The 22,095-nt window shown below is 63.3% G+C and carries 16 protein-coding genes and 9 pseudogenes; 17 read left to right on the top strand and 8 right to left on the bottom strand.

Translation table 11 applies throughout. The annotated features are described in order from the left end of the window. Positions 1 to 40 precede the first annotated feature (40 nt). Both ACF0H6_RS06105 and ACF0H6_RS06100 read left to right on the top strand, forming a co-directional pair. Positions 41 to 604, top strand: a complete 564-nt coding sequence (locus tag ACF0H6_RS06105) for a GNAT family N-acetyltransferase (protein WP_395248853.1) — start codon at positions 41 to 43, stop codon at positions 602 to 604. 62 nt (positions 605 to 666) lie between these two features. Continuing rightward, positions 667 to 1,524 carry an NAD(P)H-dependent flavin oxidoreductase gene (locus tag ACF0H6_RS06100; protein ID WP_395248852.1) on the top strand — a complete coding sequence of 286 codons (858 nt, stop codon included), beginning with the start codon at positions 667 to 669 and terminating at the stop codon, positions 1,522 to 1,524. 141 nt (positions 1,525 to 1,665) lie between these two features. Here the strand turns inward: ACF0H6_RS06100 and zapE are convergent, their stop codons facing one another. The 3 genes and pseudogenes from zapE to ACF0H6_RS06085 form a co-directional block, all read right to left on the bottom strand. Then, positions 1,666 to 2,112: an AFG1/ZapE family ATPase gene (gene zapE / locus ACF0H6_RS06095; RefSeq protein ID WP_395248851.1), complete on the bottom strand. Its 447-nt coding sequence runs from the start codon at positions 2,110 to 2,112 to the stop codon at positions 1,666 to 1,668. Between the two features lie 7 nt (positions 2,113 to 2,119). Further along, positions 2,120 to 2,545, bottom strand: a complete 426-nt coding sequence (locus ACF0H6_RS06090) for a DUF1761 domain-containing protein (protein ID WP_395248850.1) — start codon at positions 2,543 to 2,545, stop codon at positions 2,120 to 2,122. A 9-nt stretch (positions 2,546 to 2,554) separates the two neighbouring features. Further along, positions 2,555 to 3,116, bottom strand: a pseudogene (locus ACF0H6_RS06085) (Lrp/AsnC family transcriptional regulator). A 167-nt stretch (positions 3,117 to 3,283) separates the two neighbouring features. Here ACF0H6_RS06085 and ACF0H6_RS06080 point away from each other — a divergent pair. The 3 genes from ACF0H6_RS06080 to ACF0H6_RS06070 all read left to right on the top strand — a co-directional run bounded on the left by ACF0H6_RS06080 (position 3,284) and on the right by ACF0H6_RS06070 (position 5,514). Next, positions 3,284 to 4,522 (top strand): MFS transporter, encoded by a 1,239-nt coding sequence (locus ACF0H6_RS06080; RefSeq protein ID WP_395248849.1) that lies wholly within the window; start codon positions 3,284 to 3,286, stop codon positions 4,520 to 4,522. Between the two features lie 102 nt (positions 4,523 to 4,624). Then, the gene (locus tag ACF0H6_RS06075) at positions 4,625 to 5,290 is read left to right on the top strand and encodes an ArsR family transcriptional regulator (protein ID WP_395248848.1); all 666 of its coding nucleotides are present in this window, start codon (positions 4,625 to 4,627) and stop codon (positions 5,288 to 5,290) included. Next, positions 5,287 to 5,514: a 2-nitropropane dioxygenase gene (locus ACF0H6_RS06070; protein WP_395248847.1), complete on the top strand. Its 228-nt coding sequence runs from the start codon at positions 5,287 to 5,289 to the stop codon at positions 5,512 to 5,514. The genes ACF0H6_RS06075 and ACF0H6_RS06070 overlap by 4 nt, the downstream gene beginning before the upstream one ends. 34 nt (positions 5,515 to 5,548) lie before the next feature. Here ACF0H6_RS06070 and ACF0H6_RS06065 read toward each other — a convergent pair whose 3' ends face one another. Continuing rightward, positions 5,549 to 6,052 (bottom strand): Lrp/AsnC family transcriptional regulator, encoded by a 504-nt coding sequence (locus tag ACF0H6_RS06065; protein ID WP_395248846.1) that lies wholly within the window; start codon positions 6,050 to 6,052, stop codon positions 5,549 to 5,551. A 131-nt stretch (positions 6,053 to 6,183) separates the two neighbouring features. Between ACF0H6_RS06065 and ACF0H6_RS06060 the strand changes: the two genes are divergently transcribed. Continuing rightward, positions 6,184 to 7,347, top strand: coding sequence for a trans-sulfuration enzyme family protein (locus tag ACF0H6_RS06060; protein ID WP_395248845.1), 1,164 nt, complete (start codon positions 6,184 to 6,186; stop codon positions 7,345 to 7,347). A 6-nt stretch (positions 7,348 to 7,353) separates the two neighbouring features. Here the strand turns inward: ACF0H6_RS06060 and ACF0H6_RS06055 are convergent. After that, positions 7,354 to 8,600: pseudogene (locus tag ACF0H6_RS06055) on the bottom strand (MFS transporter). A gap of 124 nt (positions 8,601 to 8,724) precedes the next feature. On the opposite strand from ACF0H6_RS06055, the gene ACF0H6_RS06050 reads away from it, so the two are divergent. Both ACF0H6_RS06050 and ACF0H6_RS06045 read left to right on the top strand, forming a co-directional pair. Continuing rightward, a complete protein-coding gene (locus tag ACF0H6_RS06050; RefSeq protein ID WP_395249893.1) occupies positions 8,725 to 9,699 on the top strand; it encodes a LysR substrate-binding domain-containing protein in 975 nt (324 codons plus the stop codon). Between the two features lie 34 nt (positions 9,700 to 9,733). After that, positions 9,734 to 10,664: pseudogene (locus ACF0H6_RS06045) on the top strand (N-acetylglucosamine kinase). A 23-nt stretch (positions 10,665 to 10,687) separates the two neighbouring features. On the opposite strand, the pseudogene ACF0H6_RS06040 reads toward ACF0H6_RS06045, so the two are convergent. Further along, positions 10,688 to 11,732, bottom strand: a pseudogene (locus ACF0H6_RS06040) (pirin family protein). Positions 11,733 to 11,788: 56 nt separating this feature from the next. Here ACF0H6_RS06040 and ACF0H6_RS06035 point away from each other — a divergent pair. The 7 genes and pseudogenes from ACF0H6_RS06035 to ACF0H6_RS06005 all read left to right on the top strand — a co-directional run bounded on the left by ACF0H6_RS06035 (position 11,789) and on the right by ACF0H6_RS06005 (position 18,161). After that, positions 11,789 to 12,248, top strand: a pseudogene (locus ACF0H6_RS06035) (NUDIX hydrolase). Positions 12,249 to 12,383: 135 nt separating this feature from the next. Next, on the top strand, positions 12,384 to 13,469 hold the full coding sequence (locus tag ACF0H6_RS06030) for an ABC transporter ATP-binding protein (protein ID WP_395248844.1): 1,086 nt from the start codon (positions 12,384 to 12,386) through the stop codon (positions 13,467 to 13,469). Further along, complete coding sequence (locus ACF0H6_RS06025; RefSeq protein ID WP_395248843.1) at positions 13,469 to 14,179, top strand: ABC transporter permease; 711 nt, start codon at positions 13,469 to 13,471, stop codon at positions 14,177 to 14,179. The genes ACF0H6_RS06030 and ACF0H6_RS06025 overlap by 1 nt, the downstream gene beginning before the upstream one ends. Next, positions 14,176 to 14,921 (top strand): annotated as a pseudogene (locus tag ACF0H6_RS06020) (ABC transporter permease). The gene ACF0H6_RS06025 and the pseudogene ACF0H6_RS06020 overlap by 4 nt, the downstream one beginning before the upstream one ends. Continuing rightward, a pseudogene (locus ACF0H6_RS06015) lies at positions 14,918 to 15,865 on the top strand (ABC transporter substrate-binding protein). The pseudogenes ACF0H6_RS06020 and ACF0H6_RS06015 overlap by 4 nt, the downstream one beginning before the upstream one ends. Positions 15,866 to 16,036: 171 nt before the next feature. Further along, positions 16,037 to 17,257 (top strand): pyridoxal phosphate-dependent aminotransferase, encoded by a 1,221-nt coding sequence (locus tag ACF0H6_RS06010; protein WP_395248842.1) that lies wholly within the window; start codon positions 16,037 to 16,039, stop codon positions 17,255 to 17,257. 49 nt (positions 17,258 to 17,306) lie between these two features. Then, positions 17,307 to 18,161, top strand: coding sequence for a polyphosphate kinase 2 family protein (locus ACF0H6_RS06005; RefSeq protein WP_395248841.1), 855 nt, complete (start codon positions 17,307 to 17,309; stop codon positions 18,159 to 18,161). Between the two features lie 86 nt (positions 18,162 to 18,247). Here ACF0H6_RS06005 and ACF0H6_RS06000 read toward each other — a convergent pair whose 3' ends face one another. Continuing rightward, positions 18,248 to 18,508, bottom strand: coding sequence for an exodeoxyribonuclease VII small subunit (locus ACF0H6_RS06000; protein WP_395248840.1), 261 nt, complete (start codon positions 18,506 to 18,508; stop codon positions 18,248 to 18,250). A 3-nt stretch (positions 18,509 to 18,511) separates the two neighbouring features. Continuing rightward, positions 18,512 to 19,875, bottom strand: a pseudogene (xseA, locus tag ACF0H6_RS05995) (exodeoxyribonuclease VII large subunit). A gap of 261 nt (positions 19,876 to 20,136) precedes the next feature. Between xseA and ACF0H6_RS05990 the strand changes: the two are divergent. Together ACF0H6_RS05990 and ACF0H6_RS05985 are read left to right on the top strand one after the other, a co-directional pair. Continuing rightward, positions 20,137 to 21,012, top strand: coding sequence for a hypothetical protein (locus ACF0H6_RS05990; RefSeq protein ID WP_395248839.1), 876 nt, complete (start codon positions 20,137 to 20,139; stop codon positions 21,010 to 21,012). Then, a pseudogene (locus ACF0H6_RS05985) lies at positions 21,009 to 22,066 on the top strand (4-hydroxy-3-methylbut-2-enyl diphosphate reductase); the annotation flags it as partial. The gene ACF0H6_RS05990 and the pseudogene ACF0H6_RS05985, both read left to right, overlap by 4 nt. Positions 22,067 to 22,095: the final 29 nt, after the last annotated feature.

Raw genomic sequence — 22,095 nt, 5'->3', positions numbered from 1 at the left:
CCCAGGGCAATCAAACCCGGGGAGACCTTCTGGAGAAACCATGTTTGAAACAGTCGTGCGGGACGGGGTCGTCTTGAAGCCTCTTGAGACTTGGCACGCCAGCGAGTTTGCAGAGCATATGAGCCGGGCAAGAGACCATATCCGGCCATGGGTCGGACCGGCTTTCGTCACCGACACCGTTGACGGTGCCCGCGCTACCCTCCAGCGTTACGCCACAGCCACCGCGAATGATGGAGCGCGCATCTATGGCCTCTGGGACGAAGGCAAGCTCGTCGGAGGCGCGATGTTTGTCACGTTTGATTCGGTCTGGGGCATTTGCGAGGTCGGCTGTTGGCTCGAACCCAATGCTGTCGGAGGCGGCCTCATCACCCGGTCAGTCGAACTGCTCATGGAGTGGGCCTTCGTAGAGCGGGGGATGTCTCGCGTTGAATGGCGATGCCGCACCGACAACGACCGCAGTGTTGCCGTCGCGCATCGACTAGGTATGCGTTCGGAAGGCGTTCTTCGCAGTAGCTGGGTCTACGAGGGGAATCGTTACGACAAAGAGGTATTTTCAATACTTCGTGCCGAATGGATGAGTAGACGGCCTGTTATCGCTCAATGACAGACGCCACCCCGACGGCGGCCTCCATACCACGCGGGCGGTTGCCGTGTCACAATGCAGCGGTGAGAACAACACCGTTCACCGATCTGGTCGGCTGCAAGCTGCCCCTGCAACTGGCCGCCCTCGGCGGGGTCGGAACCGAGGAGCTGGCACAGGAAGTCGCGGCCGCCGGCGGCCTCGGTATGCTTCCGATGGGGCTCGGCTTGCCTGCCCACCCCGCCGGCGCGCTGGGCATGGGGTTCCTTCTCCCTTACCTGCCAACGTTCGAGGGCATAGCCGAGCAGACGCGCGGGGCGCGGGTGGTCGAGTTCTTCTGGGGCGAGCCCGCAGCCGCGGCCGTGAAAGCAGGCCACCAAGCCGGCGCGCTGGTCTCGTGGCAGGTAGGTTCCGCCGCGGAGGCTGTCTTGGCGGAGGCGGCAGGGTGCGATCTTGTGGTGATCCAGGGGATCGAGGCCGGTGGCCACGTCCGGGGAACAGGTCCCCTTGACGAGCTGCTTCCCGAAACCCTGGCGAGCGTGAGCATTCCCGTCGTCGCGGCAGGCGGCATCGGCACACCTGAGCGGGTTCGTGAACTGATCGACGCCCGAGCGCATGCGGTGCGCATCGGCACGCGATTCCTTGCCGCCCGGGAGGCGGGGGTTCATCCGAAGTACCTTGCTGCACTGATCGCCGGAAGGGCCGGCGACACCGTGCTCACCGATCATTTTGATGACGACGGCGATTGGCCCGCAACCGTGCGCGTTATCCGGGCCTCACTCGACGGGGCCCAGTCCGTGGGCAACCGAAGCACCCTGCCCGCGGCCAGCGGATCCGAGCAGCCCGGGATGATGCCGTGGTACGCGGGCCTTTCGATCGATCACGTGCACCGGCCGCAGTCGGCTCGCGAGATTGTCGCCGAGCTGACGTCGCTGCTGGACTGACGGCCAGTCTCCTTCAGCCGGGCAGCCCACGCGTCGCGACCGATAATCAGCCTTCAGCTACCTCCGGCCTCTGCCTCTTCAAAAGGCGCCGACGATTCCACCCTGCCGAGGAGCGACAGGCGGCTCCCGATTCTGGCCACGTCAACGGGCTGGGCGCTGGTCCGGTGGGCCGGATCCTGGGCCAAGTCCCAGTCCAACGGGCCGTGGCCCACCAGGAACAGCGTGACGTCCTGGCGGTACAGGACATCCACCACATTGCTGAACCGTTGCCAGGCCTGTTGCGGACCCGGCAACCGACTCGACCGTTGGCGAGGGTACGCCGTCGATCACCCAGGTTCGGTACCCGTCCGCCAAGGCCAAGTAGTCCGCCGTCGACGTCGGCACGCCGCATAGCGCGAGGAAGCTGACCCAGAGCACGTCGCCGGCCGCTTTGACGGTGAGTTCCCGCGTTGCGAGGGTGAGGACCCGCTCTTGCGACGTCGACGGCGGGAACAAACCGAAGGCGCCCAATTGCGCCGGCGTTCCGGGCGTAATGATCTTGCCCCTGCTGAAGGCCCGGGAGTCCCTGTCTCCGTCGATCTCCATCATCGCCCCGCTACTGCCACGCCCCGATGATTACACCGGCGACTGTCATGGCCACGATGTCATGCCCGGAGTCGATGAGGGTCACGGCGGACGGCCTGCCCGCGAAACCGTTGTGGATGACGTGCCCGCCGACGCGGAAAACGGCGGCCATCACCAAGGCAAAGAACCCACCGGCCACGCTCCCGTGCACGCCTAGGCTGCCGATCAGAATCGCCAACAGGATGCTGGTGAGTGCTGCGGCGACCATCATGGGGATCCAGATTCCAGCGCCGCCGTCGATCTTCTTGAGGTCTTCCTCGGTCTTGCCGATGGCCTGCATCCATTGCCGGCCAAGGACCGCAGGCATGTACCAGACAAATCCGATGACCATGCTTGAAACGAAGGCCACGAGTATGGCAAGCCAGTTGATGTGCGAAATTGAAGAGAGCCAATCCATTCTGAAATCCTAATCGGCTTCGCTGGTGGGTGAATGGATGGAAACCTGCGGTTTGCCCCGTTTTGCGCTTCCGGCCGTCTCCGCCGCGTCCACGAGCCTGCCGATGAGCGGCTCTGCCCGGTAGGGGATATGGGTGTGGAGGGCAAGGACCGTTTCCGTGCGGATCACGCCCTTGATCCTGAGGATGGAGCGAAGCGCGGTCTGCAGGTTGTGCGTGTCAGTGGCCACGACCCGGCACAGGAGATCGCCCTCTTCCGGAGATCTCATGCACCTCGAGTACCTGGGGGATGCGGCGCAGGGCTCCGATCACGCCGTCGAGTTCCCGGTGGGTCACCTCCAGCGTCACGAAGCCGACGACGTCGTACCCCACCTTTTCGAGGTCAACGTCGCGCCCGCCGTCGTTCAGGACGCCCGAACGGACCAGGCGCCGCATCCTCGATTGGGCGGTATTGCGCGCAATACCCAGGGAATCGCTGAGTTCGCCAATCTGGACCCGGGGATCACGGATCAGCTCCAGCAGGATCTTCAGATCGGTCGGGTCAAGGGCGTTCACATCGTCACTCCGCATCATCTGCAGTCATCAATAGCATCAATATTGACTGTTTTGATCAATTATTCCATGGATATCTGCCCTATCCGGCAAGAATGCGACATTCTGTTGCCATCAATATTTGGGCCGTGACTGTCCCGGCTCACAAAGCCGGGCACCGGTATGGCCGCTGAGGCGAAGGCACGGGAATGACTGTCTTTAGCGAACTCCGCATGCGTCCGGCCACCGCCGACCGCTGGGGCTGGGATGCTTCCACTACGGCGCGGCTGGTCCTGGCCGGCGTCGTAATGTTCACACTGCTGGTCGGTGCCAACCTGGCGAGCCCGCTGTATCCGCTGCTTCAAGCGGAACTGGGAATTACATCGCTCGGCGTCACCATCGCTTTTGCGAGCTACGTGCTGGCGCTCGTGGCGGTGCTGATGCTGGCCGGCCACTGGTCTGACCATATCGGCAGGCGTGCGGCCCTGGTGCTGGCCGTGCTCGTTGGCCTGGCGGGTGGACTTGTTTTCGCCAACGCGGACAATCTCCTGATGCTTTCGGCCGGCCGGATGCTTCAGGGGGTGGCAGTCGGCCTTGCCACTGGCGCGAGCTCTGCGGCGCTCCGCGAATTGCTCCCTTACCGGCCTGAGTGGGCCTCGCGCTTCACGCTTCTTTCCTCGTCCGGAGGCGTGGCCGCCGGTCCTGCTATCGGTGGACTGCTCTCGCTCCTGCCCGGTGCGACGTCGACACCGTTCTTCATCCACGCCGCAGTCCTGCTCTTCTTGCTTGCGCCGCTTTGGCTGCTTAAAGCGCGGCCCGCGATTCGGCCTGCCGAAGGCCCGCGGCCCTACACGGTGCTCGCACCTCGGCGGCCCTCCGTTTCGCGGGAGGCTAGAGGCGCGTTCTGGCTGGCCTCGAGCGTGGGCTTCTTGAGCTTTGCCGTGTTCGGATTCTGCCTTTCGCTGGCACCTGGCTACTTCGCCGTCGTCGTGCACGCCGATTCCCGCCCCATGACCGGGCTCCTCGCCGGATTGACGCTGGGTGCGTCGGCACTGAGCCAATTGCTGACCGTCCGCAGCAGGTTCGCTGTGCCCGCCGGGCTGGCGGTCCTGGGTGTTTCCATTGTCCTGGTTGGCGCCGCGGCCTCCCTGTCCAGTCCAGTGCTGCTCGTGGCCGCGAGCCTGTCTGCCGGGGTCGGGCAGGGCATCGCGTTCCGCCTTGTGTTCAATGACGTTGCTGGAAAGGTGGAGGCGTCACGGCATGCCCAGATCATCAGCACCCTTTACGTCATTACCTACCTTGGCAGCGCCGTGCCTGTTATCGGTCTTGGAATGGCTGCTTCGGTCCTTGGACTAGGTGTCGCGGCAAGCTACTTCACGGTGGTGTGCGGGATCGCGGCGATAGTGCTGGCCGCCGTGTCACTCCGTGGAGTTCGCCGTAAGGGCTGAGGTTTCCCACGAGCGGCGCCCAAACAACAAGGAACAGTTCACAAAGATTTATTTGCAAAGAAGTGCTTGCAAAGGTTTCTTTGCAAGCGTAGCGTGTTCCGCATGGACAAGGTTCAGGAAGCGGAATTCCCCGTCCGCAAGGTCGATACAGCATCCCTCAAAGCGCTCGCGCACCCCCTGCGCGTGCAAATCCTCGAGATGCTATCCCGATACGGGGCGCAAACGGCGTGCAGCCTGGCCGAACTCCTGAACGAATCCAGCGGGGCCACGAGCTATCACCTGCGGCAACTCGCCAAGTTTGACTTCGTCCGTGAGGTCCAAGGCAAAGGGACGGCGAGGGAGCGGTGGTGGGAACGGCCAAAGGGGGCCATCCAGATCACCTCACCCGATCTGGCCCATTCACCGGCAACTCAGGAAGCCTCCCGGCTGGTCACCCGTGAATTCGAACGCAGCAGGCAGGCTGTCCTGGCCGACTTCATGGCCCACGGCATGGACTCCTTGGAGCAGGAATGGCTTGAGGCGGCCATCGTCAACACGGCCAACGCCCGGATGTCAGCGGAGCAGCTGGGCCGTTATGCGCATGCCATGGAGGCCGCGGCCCGCAAGCTGCTGGACGAAATCCGGAGCGAACCCGAGCCGGAGGACGCGCGTCCCGTACAGATCCACTTCAACGCCTTCCCGATCCTGGGCGTCCCTGCTTGGGCCGGAGACAAAAAATCCCGCGACGCGAAGTCGCACGCAGCATCCACCGAAGGGAAAGAGTCATGAGCAGCGTTACCGCAACATGCGGCACCTACCGCCGGCCTTCCAGGCTCGAGTCGGCAGCCGAAGGCATAGGAGCCACCCTGATTTCGTGGTCCGAGCGCAGGCGCTACATCCCGCCGGTGGACGTGGCCCTGCAGCGGGCAGCCTTCAGGCGTCGGCAGGAACTCGGCGATCTGCGCCAAGATGCAATGGGGGCGGCGCACTCCGGCATAGAGCCGCGCCACTGAGCTCTGCGGCCGACGGCGAAGCCGGCAAGCGTTGCTATTCCGGCAGCGGTCCGTGGTTGCCCTGGATGTGGGCAAAGACCAGGGTGGTCTCCGTATGGCCCACCACGGGGTCCGTGGCGAGATTGTCCAGGACCCAGTCGCGGAGGTGGTCCGTGTTGGCTACCGCGATATGCAACAAGTAGTCCACGGAGCCGGACGTATGGAACGTGGAGATCACGGCAGGGAGCGCGGGAACGCGGGCGGTAAAGCGGTCAATCTGGTCACGGTCGTGGGCGCGCAGGCGTACGGCGATCAAGGCCTGCACTGAACGCCCGATTGCCGGCAGGCTCAGGACGGCTTCGAAACCCTCGATGATCCCGCGCTCGGAGAGCGAACGCGTGCGCATCAGCGCAGTGGACGGGGCAATTCCAACGAGCTCAGCGAGCTGCTTGTTGGAAATCCGGGCGTCGTCAACCAAGGCGGCGAGGATGCGTTCGTCGATCGCGTCCAAGGGCTCGCTGACGCCGACGGGTCGAACATTCTTCGTGGTGGTACTCACGGATCCTCCTGAAAGTGCGGTGTATTCATCATAAGCGCCAATTTCCGCTCAATCCATTCATTTGCACTGTCAAATTCCGAATTATTGCCAGATACTTACCGCATTCAACGGCGAATAATTCAAGGAGAGCAGTGAAAAGCTTCGACACTCTCGCGGTTCACGCGGGCCGGACAGGACTCACGGAACAGGGCGTCCACGCCGTTCCCATCGACCTTTCAACCACCGCACCTTTGCCCTCAGTCCACGACGGCGGACTTGCCTACGAGCAGATGGCCACGGGCGGCGTGCACCTCGAAGGCCAGAGCACGGTCTACCAGCGTCTCTGGAATCCTACGGTAGCCAGGTTCGAGGACGGTGTTGCTGCCCTCGAAGGTGCGTCGCAATCCGTCGGTTTCGCGTCAGGCATGGCCGCCGTCAGCGCCGCGTTGCTCGCTGCCCAATCAGAGGGCAAGACTCACGTGGTCGCTGTCCGGCCCCTTTATGGCGGAACGGACCACGTCCTCGCCAGCGGACTCCTTGGAAACCAGGTCACGTTCGTCAAACCCTCCGGCGTGCGGGATGCCCTCCGCCCGGACACCGGTTTGGTGGTGGTGGAAACCCCGGCGAACCCGAGCCTTGACCTGGTGGACCTGACGCGGTTGGTGGCCGACGCGGGAGATGTCCCCGTGCTGGTGGATAACACCTTCGCCACGCCGGTTCTCCAGCAACCCCTCAAGCACGGCGTCGCGATGGTGCTTCACAGTGCCACGAAGTTCCTGGGCGGCCACGGCGATGCCATGGGTGGAGTGGTGGCAACAAGCGAAGAATGGGCCACGCGGCTTCGCCGGGTCCGTGCGGTAACCGGGGGCATCCTGACTCCGTGGCCTGCTTACCTTCTGCACCGCGGCTTGGCGACGCTTCCCCTCCGCGTCCGGGCACAGCAGGACCACGCCCACAAGATCGCATCAGCACTCGCAGGCCACGACCTTGTCGCCAAGGTGTACTACCCGGGGCTTCCCGAGTGCGATCCCCTTCACCTGGTGGGAACGCAGATGAGCGGACCGGGCTCATTGATATCTTTCGACCTCGAATCAGCCGAGCACGCGGAGCGCATGCCTGGCGCGGTGAAGCTCATCACCCACGCGGTGTCGCTGGGCGGAATCGACACGCTCATCCAGCACCCCGCCGGATTGACCCACCGCCCGGTGTCCCCGGAGGCGAAGCCGCATGCGCGAATGCTCAGGCTTTCGATCGGCTTGGAAGATCCGGCCGATATTGTCGACGATCTGGTCCAGGCCATCGAGTCCACGCGTTAGCTCCCGCTATTTTCGCTGCCCCACTGCCTCCAAGGAGGAGCCGACGACGGCGATTTCCCGCCCGGGGGAGCGGTGCACGACGGCGGTGATCATCGCCGTCGTGCACCCCATGGCGATGACCGTCCAGGCGAGCGCGGCCCACCCGAAGGCTTGGAAAGCGAGTCCTCCGGCCCAGCCGATGATGCTGGATCCGAGGTAGTAGGAGAGGTTGTACAGGGACGCAGCTTGTGCGGGTCCGCTGCTTGCAATGGTGCCGGTCCAGCCTGCTCCGATGCTGTGGGCCGCGAAGAAACCGCCCGTGAAGACCACCAGACCTGCCAGAATCGCGGCAATGTTGTCCCATAAGGTGAGCCCAAGCCCGGCGGTCATGGTCGCGATCCCCGCAAGCAATACGGTCCGGCGGCCGAAGCGCATGGACAGTCCGGCGCTCCAACGGGAGCTCACGGTCCCGGACAAATAGGCCAGGAAGATCAGGCTCACCGCCGTGGCAGGTAATCCGAAGGGTTCCGCGTGCAGGCGGAATCCGAGGTAGTTGTACACGGCCACGAAGCCGCCCATCAGCAGGAATGCCTGAACGTACAGGGCGAGCAGCCGGGGGTTGGAAGAGTGGCCGGCCAGGGTCTTCATGGCGCCGCGGAAACCACCGGCCGAACTGGGGGTGAAGCGTCGCGGCTTCGGAACCAGGAGAAGGAAAAGGGCTGCCGAGAGCGTTGCCAGGATAGAGACGGCGAGGGCGGCTGCGCGCCAACCCCACAACTCGCCGATCGGACCCGCAAGCAATCGGCCGGCCAGCCCGCCGAGGGTGGTTCCCGCGACATAGCTTCCTGCCGCCAACGCAGCGTGCACCTTGTTGACTTCCTCGTTCAAGTACGCGATGGCGATGGCAGGAATGCCGCCCAGGGCCATGCCCTCCAAGGCCCTCAAGCCGAGGACGAGGGGAAACGTGGGAGCCATGGGGACGAGCAGCCCAGGACTGTGGCCGCGGCGATGCCGATGGCCATGGCCCGCACGCGGCCGATCTTGTCGGCCACGAAGGACCAAGGCAGGACGGTTGCCGCGAGGCCCACAGTGGCCAGGGAAATGGTGAGTGCAGCCTCGGCCGCAGTGATGTGGAGTTCGGTGGCCATGAGCGGCAACACCGCCTGGGTGGAGTACAGCTGGGCGAACGTGGCCACCCCGGCGAGGGCCAGTCCGGCGAGGATCCTCCGGTACGCCGTGGAGCCCTTCAGATGGCCTTCCCACGTTGACTCGATGCTGCTTTCAGATACTGCGCTTGTACTCACTTTTCCACAGTATGGCGACTACAAGTGATGATTCCAATGCATGATTCACTTAGGATTCATGGCAAATATGGATGATTTCGAACCGGAGGCAAGCATGGACATCGAACACAAGCAGCTGATCCAACTGTTGCCCATGCTTCCCCTGCTCGCCGAGCTTGGACGCACAGAACACGTCACTGAGACTGCCGAGTTGCTCGGAGTACCGCAATCGACGGTGAGCCGAGCGCTGGCCCGGGCAAGCGCCGTCGTCGGGACCGAACTGCTCATTCGCGAAGGCCGCGGCGTGCGCTTGACTCCGGCCGCGAAGACTCTGCTTCCCTATATCGAAGCCGCGCTCGCCGAATTTCAAGCCGGACTGGATGTGGTCCGCCACGAATCCGACGTGGTCCGTGGCCGGATCGCGGTGACTTTCCAGCACACTTTCGGCGAAGCGACGCTGCCGTTGCTGATGAGCGCCTTCCGGGGACGGCACCCCTCCACGGCGTTCGAGCTCACCCAGGGAGCTCGCGCGGCTTGCCTGGAATTGCTCACTGCTGGCGACGCCGATTTCGCCCTGATAGCTCCGGTCGCCACCGCGGGGAGGAACATCGGCTCGGCAGCGCTGTACCGGGAGCCGTTGCGGCTCGTCGTCCATCACCGCCATGCCGTTGCCGGACGCCCCAGCGTGCGGCTCTCCGAGCTCAAGCATGAGCCGTTCATCTCGATGGGACCCGGTTTCGGCCTGCGCTCGTTGACCGACGCGATTTTCCGGGATGCGGGATTTCGTCCGAGGCTTGCATTCGAAAGCCAGGATTCGCACACGATCCGCGGGCTGGTGTCCGCCGGGTTGGGCTACAGCATCCTCCCGCCCGGGGGATTGGGGCCGGGGCCCCAAGGAGTGCTGGATTCTACGGACCTCGGCTGGGTGGAAGTGTCCCTTGATTCGGAACTCGCCTACCGCGAGATTGGGATTGCTTGGCGGGAACGCCGAAAGGAACCGGATCCCGTGCGGCTTTTCCGCGAGTTGGTCCTCTCCGAGGGGCCCGGCCTGCTCGCCGGGCTCGTCAAAGCGCGGTCCGGAAGCCAATAGGATCACGGAGTACCCCCGCGCTACGCTTTTGGACGTGGAGACTCCAGAGAACACGACCGACCTGCCCGACGACGCATCGGTCCCGGCCGCGGTCATCGGATTGGACATCGGTGGCACCAAGACGCGCGGCGTGCGGTTCGAGGACGGCATTCCGGTCCGCGACGAGAGCACCGGCAGTTCCAACGTCCAGAACGTCAGCCGGGAAACGGCCGCCAAGAACCTCGCGGACCTCTTCGCGATGATCGGCGGCGGCCAGGTGGACCGCGTCCTTGCCGGTGCCGGCGGAATAGACACCGACGCCGATGCCCGTGCCCTCGCCGAATTGATCGAGCCACACGTACCCGGCGCCCAGGTCACGGTGGTTCACGATTCCCGGTTGCTGCTGGCGGCGGGCGGCGCGAGCACGGGAGTGGCCGTCATCGCGGGGACCGGATCCGCGGCGTGGGGAAAGAACGCGGACGGAGACGAAGCCCGTGCCGGCGGCTGGGGTTTCCTGCTGGGCGACGAGGGCAGCGGCTACTGGCTAGGCCGGGAGGCAGTGCGTCACAGCCTCCGCCGGATGAATAAAGGGCTGGAACCTGATGACCTCACCGTCGCCCTCCTGGAATCCTGCGGGGTGGATGATCCCAACAAACTCATTGCTCTGTTCCATTCAGCGGACACGGACCGGCGTTATTGGGCCCAGCGCGCAACTCCCGTGGTGCAGACCGCGCGCGAGGGGTTCGGGATCAGCCGGCAGTTGCTGGATCAAGCAGGGCGGGATCTTGCTGAGCTGGCGGCCCAGGCCGTTCGGCAGCTTGGCCTCGACGGACCGGTGATTCTGGGCGGCGGTCTGGGAATGAACGTTGAAGCCGTGCAATCCGCATTCCGGGCGGGACTGGCCGCACATGGAATCACCGATGTGCGGGTCCATGGATCAGGAACCCGTTTTTGGTGTGCTGCGGATTGTCGCGGAGCTGCCCTAGCCGTGACCCTCAGTCCGTAACTCTTACTCCGTAACCCTGTTCCGGGACCTCGGCTTGAGCTGGACCCCCGGCATCGGCGGTGCGGGAATGCGGCCCGCCTCCGGTCCGGCGTCGGGCCCGTGGCCCTTGATGAAACCGAAGCGCGCACCACTCGCGTCAGCCTCGGCCAAGAGCGCCTGGGATTCCCACTCGTCGCGCGCCTGCTCCACTTCCTCATGTGTCCGGCCAACGAAGTTCCACCACATCAGGATGTCCTCTTCGAAAGGTTCACCACCCAGAAGCATGAAGCGGGTTTCCAGGGGCTGAATCGAGGCGGAGCGATTCCCGGCCCATCCCGAGGAAAGCCAGCGGGCCGGGGTCAACCGTTTGGCCGTCGATGACCACGGATCCGTCCAGGACCAGGACCGCGTGTTCAAAGACGGGATTCAGCGGCAGCTGCACTGCGCCCGAGGCTGAGATTTCGACGCCGACAATCGGGCTGTACATGATGGCAGGGGAGCGTTGTCCGGCGAATTCGCCCACGAGCACAGTGGCACTGAATCCATCCGCGGCGACCACCGGCAGGTCGACGATCTGCTGGAACGACGGCGCCCGGTGCCTTACGGCGTCGGGCAGAGCAACCCACAACTGCAGGCCACGGGACAGCGGCACGAGGGCGCCGCCGTCGGGCGCGTCCGGGTGAAGTCCTGCTGGCAGGACGCCGAACTCTGAATGGGAAATGCCGCGACCGGCCGTCATGATGTTCAACTGTCCGGGACGGACCACCACGTCGCTTCCGACGCTGTCGCGGTGCCGCACCTCGCCCTGGAGGGGCCACGTGACCGTTTGCAGTCCCATGTGCGGGTGGGGAAGAACGCTCATCGCCACGCGGTCCGGGCCGAAGCTGTCCAGGAAGCACCATGCTCCTACCGTCGGCATGCCGCGCTGGGGGAGGGTGCGGGAGACATTCATGGCCCGGACGCCCCCGAGGGGAACTTCGCGGGCCGGCCAGAGCTGCACAAAGGGTCCCTGCCCGGGATGTCCGGCTGGGCAGACTTCCTGCGACGGGGCCGTTTCCAAGTTGGTCACAATACAACTCCATGTGCTGAACAGTGTTCCTCCCAGCTTAGGCCTAGGCTGGCTCCATGAGCATCCAGTTCGACACCCGCCCGGCCGCCTACGGAGTGGTCATCCGTGACGGATCAATTCTTCTCGCGTACTGGAAGCAAGACGGCAAAGAAGGGTGGACCCTTCCCGGCGGAGGCTTGGCACCTGGGCGAACACCCCGTGGATGGTTGCCGCCGCGAGATACTCGAGGAAACCGGCTACGACGCCGAGATCGGAGTAATGCTCGGAACGGACGTAGGTCACTGGCCGGGCGAGGAACGGCTGGATGGATCAGACCGAGACTTCCAGGCAATCCGCCTGGTCTACGAGGCAAGCATCACGGGCGGCGAATTGACCCACGAGATTGACGGCAGCACCACCCACGCGGCGTGGATACCGCTGGGTAAGGTCCCCGGACTGAACAGGGTCTCGCTGGTGGATATAGGCCTCCGTTTGCACACCGAGCGGCCCCTCAACGGAAAACTCTCCCAGCCCTGAGCATTGCCGATTCATTACGGTCTTCGCGCCCGCGCTGACATCGTCGGTGGTGCTGGTTAGGCTGTAGAAATATAAGTTCGCTGTTGATTGAATACATCGTTGATATTGCGGCCCAACAGTTAGGTAAGCCCGGGAATGGCTGAAGCCATGATTGAGTTCCAGAGCGTCACCAAGCAGTATCAGGGCGGGCAACCCGCTGTGGACGGATTGAGCATGTCCATCGATAAGGGTGCCATCACCGTATTCGTCGGCCCCTCGGGCTGTGGAAAGACCACTTCCCTGCGGATGATCAACCGCATGGTGGAACCGACCTCGGGCACCATCACGGTCGGCGGCCGCGATGTTTCCAGTGAACCGGCCGCCCAGTTGCGCCGCTCCATGGGCTATGTCATGCAGTCATCGGGGCTTATGCCGCACCGCTCGGTGCTGGACAACATCGCCACAGTTCCACGTCTCAACGGTGTCTCCAGAGCGGCCGCCCGCAAGCGGGCACAGGAACTGCTCGACGTCGTCGGGCTGGCCTCTATGCTCGGCAAGCGGTACCCGTCCCAGTTGTCCGGCGGTCAGCAGCAGCGCGTGGGAGTGGCCCGCGCCCTGGCAGCGGACCCGCCGGTATTGCTGATGGATGAGCCCTTCAGTGCCGTGGATCCTGTGGTCCGCGACGAACTCCAGCAGGAACTCCTCCGGCTCCAACGCGAATTGGCCAAGACCATTGTCTTCGTCACCCACGACATCGATGAAGCCACGGTTTTGGGCGACAAAGTGGCAGTGTTCGGTGTCGGTGGGAAACTAGCCCAATATGCGGCACCGGAAGAGATCCTCCGAGCTCCCGCGAACGATTTCGTAGCCTCTTTTGTAGGCCGTGACCGGGGATTCCGCCACTTGGCGTTCAACGCCGCCGATTCCGTGACGGTGCATCCGGTCAAGACTGTGGAGATTGCGCAAGTTTCCGCGGGCGGCAGCGAATGGGCATTGGTGCTCGACGGCGACTCCCGGCCCATGGGCTGGGCCTCGCCTCGCGACGGTGCCGGGCTGATTCCGGGAGGTTCCTTGTTCCGGCGCGGCGAGACGCTCCGACGAGCGCTGGATGCCGCGTTGTCCTCACCTTCCGGCCTAGGCGTTGTGGTGGACGACGACGGAAAGTTCGCCGGTGTCCTCAAAGGCGCGGAAGTCCTGGCCTTGATCGAAGAAACCCGGCACAACCGGGAGGACGCCACCTGATGGAATGGTTCCTGGCGAACAGCGGGATGGTCTTCGAACGGGCAGGCGAGCACCTTGTCCTGGCCCTGATTCCCATGGTTCTTGGCCTGCTTATCGCGGTACCTTTGGGGCAACTGGCCCGCAGGAACCGGACCCTCAGGGTGGTTGTCACCACTGGAAGTTCCCTGCTCTACACCATTCCTTCGCTGGCGCTCTTCATCATCCTGCCGCCGATCCTCGGAACCCGTATCCTCGATCCGCTCAACGTGGTGATTGCCCTCACCATCTATGCGGTTGCCTTGCTGGTACGGGCAGCCATGGACGCTTTCGACTCGGTTGACGACGATCTCCGCATGGCTGCCGTCTCCATGGGATTCAAGCCCACCGCACGGTTCCTGCAGATCGATCTCCCGCTTTCCTTGCCGGTGCTCTTCGCAGGCCTGCGCGTCGTGTCCGTCAGCAATATTTCCTTGGTCAGCGTGGCCGCGCTCCTGGGGGTCGGGAACCTCGGAATGTTGTTCACCGACGGACTGCAGCGCGCATTTGTGACCGAAGTGATGGTGGGCATTATCGCCATCCTCCTGCTGGCCCTCATCATGGACACGTTCCTGGTCATGCTGGAGAAACTGCTGACACCTTGGACGCGGGCCAGTGCGGTAACCGCGAAGCAAGAGGCTAAAGCGGGCCAGGTCATCGCCGATACCAGGATCCATGCGGGGGTCGGCCCATGAGCAACATCTTTGCGGACACCCTCGCTTGGCTCACGGATCCGGTGCACTGGTCAGGGAGCAGCGGAATCGCTACGAGGCTCCTTGAGCACCTGCAATATTCCGGGCTGGTCCGGTGATTGCCGCTGCCATTGCCGTGCCCGTCGGTCTTTTCATTGGCCACACGGGACATGGCCGCGTTGTCGCTGTGGCATTCGCCGGTGCCTTGCGTGCCCTTCCAACCCTCGGACTGCTTGTCCTCTTTGCCTTGTTGGCCGGAAGCGGACTCATGCCGCCCGTCTGGGCCCTGTGATTCTGACCGTGCCGCCGCTGCTGGCGGGGACGTATGCCGGGATTTCCAGCGTGGATCCAACAGTGGTGGACGGAGCCCGGGCCATGGGCATCGACCGAACTCCAGATTTTGTTCCGCGTAGAACTGCCGAACGGACTCCAAGTCATGTTTGGCGGCATCCGCACAGCGGTCCTCCAGGTCATCGCGACAGTTTCCGTAGTGGCGTACCTTCCGTTGGGAGGCTTGGGGCGTTATCTTTTTGACGGATTGGTCCTTCAGGACTTCCCCCGCATGCTCGGCGGGTCACTGCTCATCGCGGCGTTGGCAATCGTCGTCGACCTCATTCTGGCCCTGGCGCAGAGGATCCTCCTCCCGTCGGGACTTTCCATCGATTCGAACGGCGGCCACAAGGCCGCCGGAGATCTCGCAGCCGCCGCACCAGCAGGGGCTGCCGTTCAAGGAGGTACCGCATGAAGCACCCCGTCACCCTGACCCGCCGCGGGCTCGGCGGCCTAGCGGCCGGAGTCGGCGTCGCGCTTGCCCTGAGCGCATGTGGCGGCAGCCCGCTGTCCACGCCTTCCACCAGCGCTGCCTCCGGTGCCGGAGGCTCGCTGACCGTGGGTTCGGCAGATTTCCCGGAGAGCCAGGTCGATTGCCGAAATCTACGCTGGAGCCTTGAACGCCGCAGGCGTTACCGCTACCACCAAGCCCAACATCGGATCGCGCGAAATCTACTTCAAGGCCGTCCATGACGGTTCGATCGATCTCGCTCCGGACTATTCGGGCAACCTGCTGTCCTACCTGGACGCGCAACGCCACCCAGGTCCTCGGCTGATGACGTCTTCAAGGCGCTTCCCGCCAAGCTTCCGCAGGGGCTGGGAGTACTGGACGCCGCGAAAGCCGAGGACAAGGACGCCATGGTTGTCACCAAGGCGACGGCGGAGAAGTACCAGCTGAAGTCCATCGCAGACCTCTCCAAGGTCTGCGGGGACCTCACGATGGCAGCGCCGGCAACCTTCGAGACCCGTGCTTACGGTTTCCCGGGCCTCAAGGCCAACTACAACTGCGTGCTTAAGGGCCTGAAGCCGTTCAGCGACGGCGGCGGCAACCTCACGTTGCAGGCACTGTTGTCCAACGACGTCCAGGTTGCTGACATCTACACCACCACGCCGTCCATCCAGGACAATGCCTTGGTGGTCCTGGACGATCCGAAGAACAACTTCAAGGCCCAGCAGGTCCTCCCGCTGTACAACACCGCCAAGATGACGGACAAGGCGAAAGAAGCCCTGAACAACGTATCCAAGATTCTGACCACGGATGACCTCATCAACCTCAACCGCGCAGTCAGTGGCAACCAGAAGCAGAATCCCAAGGACGCTGCGGCCGCTTGGCTCAAGGACAAGGGCATCGTGAAGTAAGTCCCCACCGCCTCCCTCGCCTCGCTCCGCTCGTCCAGGGAACCCGCGGCGGCGGAGGCCCCTGCCAAGGACGACGGCGGCGAGGAACCCTTTGGGGGCCTCGCCGCCGTCGTCCGTAGGTGTGAGTGATGTCTCAACGGAAGAACATCCCCGGTGTGGCATATTTGATGAATGGCAGAATTCAAGCAGTCCACCAAGCTTCATAATGTCCTTTACGACATCCGTGGACCGATTCTTCAGGCCGCCCAGCAAATGGAGGCAGAGGGTCACCGCATCCTCAAACTGAATATCGGAAACCCTGCACCGTTTGGCTTCGAAGCGCCGGATGCGATTTTGGTGGACATGATCCGCCACCTGCCCCACGCCCAGGGATACAGCGATTCCCGCGGTATATTCTCGGCCCGCACCGCCGTCTCGCAGTACTACCAGACCCGCGGCATCCAAAACATCCATGTTGACGACATTTACCTTGGCAACGGCGTCAGCGAGCTCATCACCATGTCGCTCATGGCTTTGCTGGAAGTGGGGGATGAGATTCTTATCCCCACTCCCGACTACCCCCTCTGGACCGCCTCGGTGGCGCTGGCCGGTGGCCGTCCGGTCCACTATCTGTGCGACGAAGAATCGGGCTGGCAGCCGGACCTTGAGGACATGGAATCCAAGATCACGCCTCAAACCAAGGGCATTGTGGTCATCAACCCCAACAACCCCACTGGTGCCGTGTACCCGGAGGAGACCCTCAAGAAGATCGTGGCCCTCGCCGAAAAGCATGACCTTGTGGTGTTCGCCGATGAGATCTACGAGAAGATCCTCTACGAAGACGCTGTCCACGTGAATCTTGCCGGACTCACGGGCGACGACGTCCTCTGCCTGACGTTCAGCGGATTGTCCAAGGCCTACCGGGTGTGTGGCTACCGCGCCGGATGGATGGCCATCTCCGGTCCGAAGAAAGACGCAGCGGACTACCTTGAGGGCATCAACCTGCTGGCCAACATGCGTCTGTGCGCCAACGTGCCGGCACAGCACGCCATCCAGACCGCACTCGGCGGCCACCAAAGCATCAACGATCTCATCCTGCCTGGCGGCAGGCTCCTTGAACAGCGGAACAAGGCCTACGATCTGCTGAACGCGATCCCCGGCGTCAGTACGCAGCAGGCCCGCGGTGCCCTGTATCTCTTCCCGAAGTTGGACCCCGAGGTCTATCAAATCCGTGACGACGAAAAGTTCGTTCTCGACCTCCTCAAGGAACAAAAGATCCTGGTCTCACATGGCCGTGCCTTCAACTGGGTGCGTCCGGACCATTTCCGTATGGTGACCTTGCCGAACGTCAAGGATATCGAAGAGGCAATTGGCCGTATGGCAGACTTCCTCGGGCGGTACCAGGGCAACTAGCCTGTACTGCAAGCCGCGATCAATGCGGCCAGACCAGAGGAGAAGTCGAATGGCCGCTGTTGTGGGTTTCAAGGACAGTCCGTCAAAGGAACTCAAGGCCGGGCCCGGCTTCTCGCTGTCAGAGGCGGACCCGGAATCGACGCCCGGGTACAAAGGGAAGAAGTCTAACGGCGTCGCTTTGCTGGCAGCGCAAGATGGTCGTTTGGACGTCCTGCAGGAGATGCTCTTCGCCGAGGGAAAATTCGGCAGCTCCAAACGGGTGCTTTTGATCCTTCAGGCTATGGACACGGCCGGCAAGGGCGGGATTGTTAAGCACGTGGTCGGATCGATGGATCCCCAAGGTGTCAAGGTTGCTCCGTTCAAAGCTCCGACTGATGAGGAGAAAGTCCACGATTTCCTCTGGCGGATCGAGAAGGCCGTGCCCGCCGCTGGATTCGTCGGGGTTTTTGACCGTTCCCATTACGAAGACGTGCTGATACACCGCGTGCACGGTTGGGCCAATGAAGCTGAACTGGAACGGCGTTATGCCGCCATCAACGAGTTCGAGGCGCGCCTCGCAGAACAGGGCACCGCCATCATCAAAGTGATGTTGAACATCAGCCGCGATGAACAGAAAGCGCGCCTGCTGGCTCGGCTGGATGACCCATCCAAGCATTGGAAGTACAGTACGGACGATCTCAAGGAACGCGCTTTTTGGGATTCCTATATGGATGCCTATCAGCGGGTCTTCGAGAAGACGTCAACGGAAGTAGCGCCGTGGTACGTGGTTCCCGCGAACCGGAAGTGGTTCGCACGGATCGCTGTCCAGGAGTTGCTTCTGGAGGCACTTGGGAAGCTGGACCTGAGCTGGCCGAAAGCCGAGTTCGACGTCGCGGCTGAACGTGCACGGGTCGTCGAGTCCTAGGAATCAGCCGTAACTGCTGCCCTTCCTCGGCCCGGTCTAGCAGGCTTTTTCGGGTCTCAGCGGGACTTAGCAGGCTTTTGCGGGTCTCAGCGGGCGGACGTCGCGCCATCTTCGCCGTCATTCCGGGCAGCGGCAAGCCTCCTCCGGGCACCCTCAAGCCATTCTTCGCAACGCTTGGCCAAAGCCTCGCCGCGCTCCCAAAGAGCGAGTGATTCCTCAAGGCTTGCCCCGCCGGCTTCCAAGCGGCCTACCACTCCCATGAGCTGTTCGCGGGCTTCCTCGTAGCTGAGGGCGTCCAGGTTCCCAGCCGAGGCCTTGGCTTCAGGGGAGGAATTCTCTGCGGTCATCTCTTAGTCCTCATTCTGCTTTTGCTTACTTGGGTTTTCGCCAGCTGCGGAAGATACGCCGGCTCCGGAAGATACGCCGGTTCCGGAAGATACGGCGGCAAGGCGGCCTTCCGCCAGCCGAAGCGTGAGTTCAGTGCCCTCCGGAGCCTGGTCCGGATTCCGCACCACGTCGTGGCCGACGCCGTCGGATCCCGCCACTTGGACCACGGCGTAGCCGCGGTCCAGCGTTTTTTGCGGAGACAGCGCCCGTACCTGGGCGCGGAGGTGTTGTACTTGGTCAAGCGCACGGACAACCGCCGAGCTCACCGCGGTGTGGGCATGTTTTCGGAGCCGCTCCACGTCCTCTTCCCGCGCCGTGACCATCCCTTCGGGGGAGGCCAACACGGGGCGTGATCTCAACGCGTGAAGTCGATCCGTTTCCCGGTCCACCAAGCGGCCCACGCTTCGGTGCAATTGCTCGCGGGCCTGGCGGACCCGCATCAATTCCTCGGCGACGTCGGGCACGATCCTTTTTGCGGCATCGGTGGGTGTGGACGCCCGCAGATCGGCGACGTCGTCCAAGATGGGATGGTCGGCCTCGTGGCCAATGGCACTGACCACCGGAGTAGCTGCCGCGGATACGGCACGGACCAACTCTTCGTTGCTGAAGGGAAGCAAATCCTCCAAGGCTCCGCCGCCGCGGGCAATCACGATCACATCCACGTGGGGATCATTGTCGAGCTCCCTTAAGCAGCCAGTGATCTGACTGACAGCGGTGACGCCTTGGACCGCGACCTCGCGCACTGCGAACTCCACGGCCGGCCAGCGAAGCGCCGCGTTGCGTAGGACGTCTTTCTTGGCGTCGGAATCGCGGCCGGTGATGAGTCCGATCCGGTGGGGGAGCAGGGGGAGCCGCTTCTTCCGCGAATCTGAAAACAACCCCTCGGCTCCAAGGGCTTGCCTGAGGCGCTCGATTCTCGCGAGGAGATCGCCGAGGCCCACCGGGCGGATGTCCTTGATCGACATGTTAAGCCGGCCGGTCTTGAGCCAGAATTCCGGTTTGACCAGCGCAACCACGCGTGAGCCGCGCTCCAGCGGTACCTTTTGGCGGTCCAGGACGTTGGACCAAAGGGACGCGGGCAAGGAGATTTCAGCGTCGGTGTCCCGCAACGTCACGAATGCGCTGGTGCCGCGGCGGTTGAGTTCGATAACCTGCCCCTCAATCCAGCGGCAGGGGCTCGCTCAATGTGCGTTTTGAGCTTGCGGGACAACAATTGCAGCGGCCAAGGATTGTCCGGGCTGGTCTCGGACGCGGTGGCGGGCAGGGTTGAATCTGCGTCCGTGGACTCTGCATTTGGGGATCCATCCGGCGACCCTGCAGCCGGCAGCGCCCGTGGCGTGCCGCCAGGTACGGCGTCATAGGACACGCGGGTAGCCTCCCGTTGGTGGCTGGTGCATGGTTCCGTCCTCGCTGGTACTTTGCTAAAAGGCTGCCGGTGCGGGTATTTCTCTTAGTACAACTGAAAAGTTCGCGACATAAGAGTTGGTGGCCGGCTTCCAACTCTATCCATACCTTTTAGCACGCATGACCGACATTTACCCGTCGTCGCCCCGCTTGGAACGGCTGCACCCCAAACTTGAGGAATCCATTGCGCACGTTTGTCTCTGCAATCGCAGTGATCTTTACCCTTCTGCTCACAGCAATCGCCGTCCCCATGGCGTGGACGGACGCCAACATCGTCCGGGAGGACGGGTTCGTGGCGCTCATCTCTCCGCTCGGAAAGGACCAAGCGTTCCAGTCCGGCCTGGCAGCAGCCGCCGTCGGAAGCCTCGAATCCAAAGTCCAATTGCCGGCTCCCGTGGAACAGCTCGGCGCGTCGCTCCTCAAAGACGCGGCGTCGTCAATGTCCGTGTGGCCGGAATATCCGCAGGCGTGGAATGACACGGTCCGCCGGAGCCACCAACTGAATTTCGCCGGTAACGCCGCTTCCGGGAACACGTCGGCGGCGACCCTGGTGCTCGACGTCGCGCCCTTGGCTAGCCTCGTCGCGAAAAGGCTGGCAACCGCCACCGGACTTCCTATCGAAGCCCCGAAATCTACCCTGATCAACATAGGAAGCCCCGCCCAGCGCCAGCAGGTCGAGGCCGTTGCAGCGTATGCCCCGATGTGGTGGATCGCCGCTCTCGGGGCCGTCTTGCTGTTGGCCCTGGCGCTCTTGGCCGCGAGGCGCCGAAGCGTGGTTGTCCTGTTTGCCGGGCTGGGTCTGGCAGCACTTGCCGGACTATGGCAAGCCGGCTCCACCGTGTTGAGGGGCGTGGGCGACGCGGGTCTGGGCGGGACCACTACAGGAGGAGTGTTCGTACGGGAGCTGGTGGCGGCATCAGCGGACAACTTCAGCGGCTGGATCGTCGACGCAGCAATTGCCGGGGGAGTGCTTGCGGTCGTTGGACTGCTCATGTTGATCCTGTCGCCCAAAGCAAGGGCGCGCGGGCGGGCGAACGCTGCCGGTAGCATGGAGGGATGACCAGCTCAGCAGTTTCCATTCCGATGCCCACCGTCCCGCGCAGGCGCCGGACACCGGAAGAGGTGCTGGCCGCCGCCCCGGTATCCGGCCCCAAACGAGTCCTGCTCGCGGCTCCCCGCGGATATTGCGCAGGAGTGGACCGCGCGGTCATCGCGGTGGAAAAGGCGCTGGAACACTACGGTCCGCCCGTTTACGTACGCAAGCAGATCGTGCATAACGTGCACGTTGTCACGTCCTTGGAAGAAAAAGGGGCCATCTTCGTCGACGAGACGGACGAGGTCCCCGAAGGCGCACTGGTGATCTTCTCTGCCCACGGCGTGTCCCCGGCAGTGGTGCAATCGGCCGAAGACCGCGGCCTGCGTACCATCGATGCCACGTGTCCCCTGGTCGACCAAGGTGCACCGCGAAGCCGTCCGCTTTGCCAAGGAAGACTACGATATCCTCCTCATCGGCCATGACGGTCACGAGGAAGTGGAAGGCACGGCCGGCGAAGCTCCGGACCACATCCAGATCATCAACGGCCCGCACGAAGTTGACAAAGTCACCGTGCGCAATCCGGAAAAGACCATCTGGCTTTCACAGACCACTTTGAGCGTCGACGAGACCATGGAGACGGTCAGGATGCTCAAGGAACGATTCCCCACGCTTCAGGATCCGCCCAGCGACGATATTTGCTACGCCACCACCAACCGCCAAGTAGCCATCAAAAAGATTGCACCTCAAGCGGACCTGGTGATCGTGGTGGGATCGGCGAATTCCTCCAATTCCGTGCGGCTCGTCGAAGTGGCCCTCGAATATGGTGCCAAGGCTTCCCACCGCGTCGACTTCGCAAACGAGGTGGACGAGAGCTGGTTCGAAGGCGTTGCCACCGTTGGCGTCACCTCCGGCGCGTCCGTTCCCGAAGTCTTGGTCCAGTGACGTCCTGCGGTTGCTGGCCGATTATGGTTATGGCGCTGTTGAAGAGGTAGTGACGGCGGAGGAAGACTTGCTGTTCTCGTTGCCCAAGGAACTGCGCGCCAGCCTTAAGAAGGCCGGCGACGTCACGCGCGCCCTGGCGGACGCGGGAACCGGGCAACGTCGTAG

This window comes from Arthrobacter sp. NA-172, assembly GCF_043952055.1.
In the GTDB taxonomy this organism is placed as follows: domain Bacteria; phylum Actinomycetota; class Actinomycetes; order Actinomycetales; family Micrococcaceae; genus Arthrobacter.
Note: the sequence above shows the minus strand (reverse complement) of the source record. Positions and strands in the feature narration are given on the sequence as shown.